5 protein-coding genes and 1 pseudogene are annotated in these 5145 nt (G+C 64.9%); 1 reads left to right on the top strand and 5 read right to left on the bottom strand.

Going from position 1 to position 5145, the window contains the following annotated elements:
* The 4 genes and pseudogenes from AC04MI_RS23300 to AC04MI_RS23285 all read right to left on the bottom strand — a co-directional run.
* Nucleotides 1-177 (bottom strand): annotated as a pseudogene (locus AC04MI_RS23300) (alpha-hydroxy-acid oxidizing protein); the annotation flags it as partial.
* 115 nt (nucleotides 178-292) lie between these two features.
* Entirely contained in the window at nucleotides 293-985 is a 693-nt protein-coding gene (locus AC04MI_RS23295; protein ID WP_436077087.1) for a Fe2+-dependent dioxygenase, read from the bottom strand.
* Nucleotides 986-1051: 66 nt separating this feature from the next.
* Entirely contained in the window at nucleotides 1052-3274 is a 2223-nt protein-coding gene (locus AC04MI_RS23290; protein ID WP_436077509.1) for a TonB-dependent receptor, read from the bottom strand.
* 270 nt (nucleotides 3275-3544) lie between these two features.
* Entirely contained in the window at nucleotides 3545-3865 is a 321-nt protein-coding gene (locus tag AC04MI_RS23285) for an SWIB/MDM2 domain-containing protein (RefSeq protein WP_015014555.1), read from the bottom strand.
* Nucleotides 3866-4300: 435 nt separating this feature from the next.
* Between AC04MI_RS23285 and rraA the strand changes: the two genes are divergently transcribed.
* On the top strand, nucleotides 4301-4822 hold the full coding sequence (rraA, locus tag AC04MI_RS23280; RefSeq protein ID WP_056063808.1) for a ribonuclease E activity regulator RraA: 522 nt from the start codon (nucleotides 4301-4303) through the stop codon (nucleotides 4820-4822).
* Nucleotides 4823-4898: 76 nt separating this feature from the next.
* On the opposite strand, the gene AC04MI_RS23275 is transcribed toward rraA, so the two are convergent.
* Nucleotides 4899-5145: EamA family transporter (locus AC04MI_RS23275; RefSeq protein WP_476498824.1), on the bottom strand; the 247-nt coding region annotated here is incomplete at its 5' end.

Here is a 5145-nt window from a genome sequence, read left to right as displayed (position 1 = left end):
CCACAGGGGCAGGGCGTCCCAGGCGCTGCGGTTGGCGTGCAGACTGATCTCGTCGGCCGCGCCGCCGCTGAAGTACGCCCAGGCGTTGTCGTCCAGCTGCGTGCGTGCGTGTTGCTCGTGGTCGGCCAGGGTGACCAGGCCCGGGGGGATGGTGTGCCGTGCAGGAAATTGGGTCATACAAACAAAAATAGCACCAAGCGCTAGTGGATCATGCGCTGGGTGCTATCAAAATAATAGTTCTTGCGGGGTGTCTCATACCCTCGGTCGCAGCCGTGGGGTAGGGGCCTGCGGTTCACACATCGGCCCACATGCGCAGCAGGTTGTGGTACGTGCCCGACAGCGCGATGGCCGACGGGTCGGTGTCGCCGTGGGTCTGGCGCAGCTTGAGCAGGGCCATGTCCATGTCAAACAGCAACTGGCGCTGCTCCAGCCCGCGCACCATGCTCTCCACCCAGAAGAAGCTGCTCACGCGGTGCCCGCGCTTGACCGGCGCGACCTGGTGCACGGTGCTGCTGGGGTACAGGATCATGTCGCCCGCAGGCAGCTTGATGCGCTTCTCGCCCAGGGCCTCGGCAATCACCAGTTCGCCACCGTCGTAGTCGTCGGGCGGCGTGAGGAACAGCGTGCACGACAGGTCGCTGCGCACCCAGCAGCTGTCGGCGCGGGAGTGCATGACGGCGCTGTCCACATGGTTGCCATAGTAGTTGGCGCCATCACCGTACTTGTTGAACAGCGGGTTGTAAATGCGGCGCGGCAGCGCGGCCGAAAAGAAGAGGGCGTTGCGATTCAACGCGGCCTTGACCAGGCCCTGGAGCTGGGCGGACAGCTCGCTGGCTTGTGCGAGCTGCAGGTTGTTTTTCTGGTGCACCGCCTGGCCGCCCGCGCTGCGGGCGCCGTCCACCCAGGGGGCGTCGGCCGCCCAGAGCTTTTGCTGGAAGAACGCGACCTCGTCGGCGGTGAGAACGTCTTGGATGTGCAGGAACATGGAGCCATTGTGAACCGGCCCCGGGCAGTGCCGGGGCCGGTTCATTCGAGGGACTTCAGAGGTGCGTCAGAAGCGTGTCTTCAGCGTCAGCTGCACAGCGCGCGGGGCGCCGGGCGTGTAGAAGCCTCGGTACAGGCCTTCGGCATACGTGCGGTCGAACAGGTTGCTCACGTTCAGCTTCAGCGAGGTCTTGTCGTCAAACGCGTACTCGGCCATGGCGTCTACCACCGCAAAGCCGCTGGCGTACACGGCGCGCGAACCCTCGGGGTTCTGCTTGGCGCGGTATGTCAAGCCAGCACCCACACGCAGCTTGGAGGTGACGGCGTAGGTGCTCCATACGCTGCCGCTGTGCTTGGGCGTGAGGCCGGGTCGGTCACCCTGCACCTGCGCGCCGCCGCCGTTGGCGGCCAGCACCACGTTGCTCTTGTCGATCTTGGCCGACGGGATCCAGGTGTGGTTGAAGAACAGTTCCCATTGGGGGGTGAGGCGGCCCGCCAGGTTGAACTCCATGCCGGTGGCGTGGCGCTTGCCCGAGAGCAGTTCTTGCGCGGCAGCGGTGTCGGGGTCGGTGTTGCGCTCGTTGTACTTCTGGCTGTAGAAGGCGGCCACACCCAGCAGGGCGCGGCGCTCGAACAGCTCGAACTTGCCGCCGACTTCGATGTTGCGGCTCTTTTCTGGGTCGGTGTTGGCGGTGCGCGCCGTGGTGGCGCCGGGGTTGCCAAACTGGTAGGTGTCGCCCGAGGTGTTGTACGAAGTGCCGTACGACAGGTAGTACGAGGTCAGCTCGTCAGGCTGGAAGATCATGCCCACGCGGGGGCTGAACAGGCTGTCGGAGCGCGAGTTGCTCAGGCTGCCTGCGGCGTTGTGGTACGCGGCGCGGAAATTGTCGTAGCGCAGGCCGCCGACCAGCTTGAGCGTGTCGCTCAGCGAGACCGTGTCCTGGAAGTACAGGCCCAGGTTGCGCGATGTGAACGTGTTCCACTGCACCGGCGCCCGGCCGTCGGCCACCCACGCGCCGTCGTTGGGCGTGCCCACCGTGGTGGTGGGGCGGGTGGTGGTGTTGGCGTAGTTCTGGTTGCGCTTGGCGTCGTCGTCGTAGTAGTCCACGCCGGTCAGCACCGCGTGCTTCTTGCCACCCCAGTTGTAGGTGTTGCTGTAGTCGCTTTGCACCTGCAGCACATTGCTCTCGCCCACGCGGCCCTTGGAGCCACGGGTCAGCACGGTGTTGCTGTTGATCTGGTCCAGCGTGATGGCGCTGTTCTGGAAGCCGATGGTGCTGGCCAGCAGGTCGCGCTCGTACTTGCCGTAGCGCAGGCGCGTGGTCAGCTCGCCGCTGTCGTCAAAGCGGTGGATGTGGCCCAGCGTGACGTACTGCGATGTGGTGTCGTTGTGGTCGCTGGCCAGGCCGTAGTACTTGCCGGCTTCCAGTGGCATGTTGATCTTGCCGTCGGCCGAGAGACGCCAGGGGTGGTTGTAGAGCGGGCGGCCCTTGGATTCGAGGTAGTACAGCCCGACGGAGAACTCGTCGCGCGTGCCGATGCCCCAGGCAAAGGTGGGTGCAATGCCGCGCTTGTCCTGCTTGGCACCGTAGTTGTCGTACTCCTGCACCATGGCGTTCAGGCGGAAGGCCGAGTTCTCGCCCGTCACCCAGTTGAAGTCGCCCGTGGCGCGGTGGTACTTGCCGGTGCCCAGTGTGTAGCCGGCTTCGTGCTGGTCGATCAGCAGCGGGTACTTGTTGACCTGGTTGACCACGCCGCCGGTCGAGCCCTTGCCGAACAGCATGGAGGCCGAGCCCTTGAGCACTTCGATGCGGTCGTTGTTGAAGGTGTCGCGCTCGATCAGCGGGGCGTCCTTCATGCCGTCCACGTAGATGTCGCCCGCCAGGCCCAGCGAAAAGCCGCGCAGGCGCACGTCCTCTTCACCAGTCTCGCCGGACTGGAAGGTCACGCCCGCCGTGGTGCGCAGCACTTCGCGGAAGTCGTCCTGGTTGCGGTCGTTCATCAGCTTTTCGGTGAACACCGTCACGGACTGGGGAATGTCCTTGATGTCCTGCTTGCCCTTGCCCACGGTGGTCTTCTTGATGAGCAGGGTGTCCTTGCCCTGGACTTCAGCGGCTTCCTTCACCGTCACGGTGGACAGGGTGGTCTCGGATGTGCCGGTCTGCGCCATGGCGCCCATCGAGGCGGCCAGCATCAGCGCGCCCAGTGGCAGCAAGGCCCTGTCGGATTGCGAAGCCTGGGGCGACAGGGTGGCGGGAGAAGCAACGAATGCGGGAGAAGAACGCAGCATGCCGCTGCGGCGCTGGGCGCGAGATTTAGCCAAGAGGGCCTCCGTCAATAGGGGTGTGCAGGTGGCGCGCAGGGGCACCAAGAGCAGGCGAGAGGCAGTGGCTAGATCAACATGGCTGTGCGTCGTCGTGCAGCTTTATGTTACATCAAATGCGGGTCATTCTCATTTGCATTGATGCGGGCGCGCCACACTTCGACAGGGTGTGGGCGTAAAAAAACCGGCAGAGCCGGTTCTTTGACGGGTGCGACGCGGGTCGCAAAGCGCCAGGGCTTACTTGACGTGCTTGCCGATCAGGCCAGCCAGTTCAAACATGGAGACCTGTGGCTTGCCGAACAGCTCCTTGAGCTTGGCGTCGGCGTTGATGTTGCGCTTGTTGGTGGCGTCCTGCAGGTTGTTGGCCTTGATGTAGACCCACAGCTTGCTGATGATCTCCGTGCGCGGCAGAGGAGCCGAGCCCACCACAGCGGCCAGCGCGGGGCTGGGCGTGAGCGCCTTCATGAAAGCGGCGTTAGGGGTCCGCTTCTTGGCGGGTGCAGCGGCCTTCTTGGCTGCTGGGGCTGTGGTTGCCGGAGCTTTTTTTGCAGTTGCCATGTTGGGTTGTCCTTGTTGGGAATAAATTTTTACCAGCGAAAACGACGCTTTCCCACTGGCAGGCTGATGCTAATGGGAAAAAAACGCGTTTCCAAGGGAGAAACGGCTTTTTTTGCCTCGATTTGTAGCGGTGGCGCCGCGCACCCCGCAGCAATAGGCCGCCAAGGCGCGCCAGGCTTGACAAAGACGCGGCAGAGGGCGGGTTTCAAGTGCGGTTCCCCGGGGGCATCTTCTGAGTGCGGCGTTGGGCACCGCATCTGGGGTGGCTGCTGCTGCAGCACAATCTTGCACAACAGATTTGCCGCTCAACGAACGCGGCTCGCCCGCAGGCGTGTGCCGCAGCGAGGGGGCGTTCAGTATGGGGTTCGTGCTCGCCGCTGCCGTTGGGGCGGGTTTGATTGTTGGAACCGTTTGATTGACTGAAAGGATCTTGGAATGGCTGCAGCTTCGCCTCTTCCCCTCACGCCGTTTGCCACCTGCGACTTTTGTGACGTCCACAAGGGCGACACCAGCGGTGCGTTCCGCGTGCTGCCCCCGGTGTTCCAGAGCTTTGGGGGCGTTGCCGCGTTCGCGGGCCCCGTCACCACCGTCAAGTGCCACGAGGACAACACCCAAGTCAAGGCGGCTGTCGAGTCAGCAGGCGAGGGCCGGGTGCTGGTGGTGGATGGCGGCGGTTCTCTGCGCCGGGCCCTGGTGGGCGGCAACCTGGCGGCAGCCGCCGCCCGCAATGGCTGGGCCGGCATCGTGGTGGACGGCTGTGTGCGTGACGTGGCCGAGCTGAACGCGGAAGCCGTCGGCATCCGCGCGCTGGCGCTGATGCCGCTGCCCACCGAGCGGCGTGGCGAGGGGCAACGCGATGTGGCTGTGTCGATCCAGGGCGTGCCCGTGCGCCCCGGCGACTGGCTGTATGCCGATGCCGATGGCATCGTGGTCAGTGCGCAGCCCTTGCACGGCTGAGTCCGGCCTTCTCTGGTTCTGCCCGGTCTGTCCAGTCCCCGTGGCAGGATGGTGAAGACGGTTGCCGAAGGGCCCGTCAGTCGGCGCTGCCGCCCCGCCGCCCTACGCGCAGCGCCGCGCGCGAGGGCAGGGTGGCCAGCAACACGCTGGCCAGGGCAATGACAAAGGCGACCAGTTGCAGGCGCGTCAATACCTCGCCCAAAAACAGCACGCCCACCAGCGCAGCACTCACCGGCAGCATGACCGAGAACACGCCGCCTTGCGCAGCGGGCACGGCCTTGAGCCCGGTCATCCACAGCCACACCGTCCACATGCAGGCGGCC

Source organism: Acidovorax sp. LjRoot204 (genome assembly GCF_056175785.1).
The sequence above is the reverse complement of the archived record's forward strand: the minus strand, read 5'-3'. Positions and strand labels throughout refer to the sequence as shown.